The organism is Acidisphaera rubrifaciens HS-AP3 (genome assembly GCF_000964365.1).
Lineage (GTDB): Bacteria > Pseudomonadota > Alphaproteobacteria > Acetobacterales > Acetobacteraceae > Acidisphaera > Acidisphaera rubrifaciens.
Genome location: NZ_BANB01000875.1, coordinates 1 through 1,203 on the forward strand (window position 1 = coordinate 1; position 1,203 = coordinate 1,203).

At 74.0% G+C, this 1,203-nt stretch carries 1 protein-coding gene; it reads left to right on the top strand.

The genetic code is table 11. From position 1 onward, the window contains the following. The coding region (locus tag B8460_RS18680) for an FAD-dependent oxidoreductase (protein WP_048863132.1) at positions 1-1,203 on the top strand (1,203 nt) is incomplete at both ends.

Sequence of the window (1,203 nt, forward strand, 5' to 3'; positions counted from 1 at the left end):
GGCCCCGCCGTGCGCGGCCCGCGGGCGCAGGCCGACCGCAGGCTGTACGCGGCGGCGATCCGGCGCCTTCTAGCCGAGACCGCCGGGCTGGAGGTGCGCGCCGGGACGGCGGAGGGGCTGCGTATCGCGCAAGGCCGCGTCACCGGCGTGCGGACGGGCGACGCGACGCTCGCGGCCGGCGCGGTCGTGCTGACCGCCGGCACCTTCCTGCGCGGCGTGATCCATGTGGGGGAGCGGGCGACGCCGGCGGGGCGATACGGCGAGCCCGCCGCCGTCGCGCTCGCCGACTCGCTCGCGGCGGCGGGCCTGTCGATCGGACGGCTCAAGACCGGCACACCGCCGCGCCTCGACCGGCGCAGCATCGACTGGGACGGTCTCGACGTGGATGCCGGCGACGCGGTGCCGGAGCCGTTCAGCACGCTGACCGACGCGATCACCACGCCGCAGATCTCCTGCCGCGTCACCGCGACGACGCCCGCGACGCATGCGCTGATCCGCGCCAACCTGCACCGCTCGGCGATCCACGCCGGCAACATCACCGGCCCCGGGCCGCGCTACTGCCCGTCGATCGAGGACAAGGTCACGCGCTTCGCCGGCCGGGAACGCCATACCGTGTTCCTCGAACCGGAAGGGCTGGACGACGACCTCGTCTATCCCAACGGCATCTCCACCAGCCTGCCGGAGGAGGTGCAGACGGCGCTCGTCCGGTCGATCCCGGGTCTGGAGCAGGCCGATATCGTGCGGTTCGGCTACGCCGTCGAATACGACTACATCGACCCGCGCGGGCTGACGCCGGGGCTGATGGCCCGCGATCTGCCGGGTCTGTTCCTCGCCGGCCAGATCAACGGCACCACCGGCTATGAGGAAGCCGCCGCACAGGGTCTGCTCGCGGGCATCAACGCCGCACGGCATGCGGGCGGCGGGGCCGCGGTGACGGTCGGGCGCGAGCAGGCCTATCTCGGCGTATTGGTCGACGACCTGACCACAAGGGGGGTGACGGAGCCCTATCGGATGTTCACCGCGCGCGCCGAGTATCGCCTCAGCCTGCGCGCCGACAACGCCGACCTGCGGCTGACCGGGACCGGGATCGGCTGGGGCTGCGTCGGCCCCGCCCGGGCGGCGGCCTTTCGCGCCTATCAGGCAACGTGCGAGGCGGCCCGTCTGCGGGCGCGCGAGGTGTGCGCGACACCGGCGGCGCTGCGT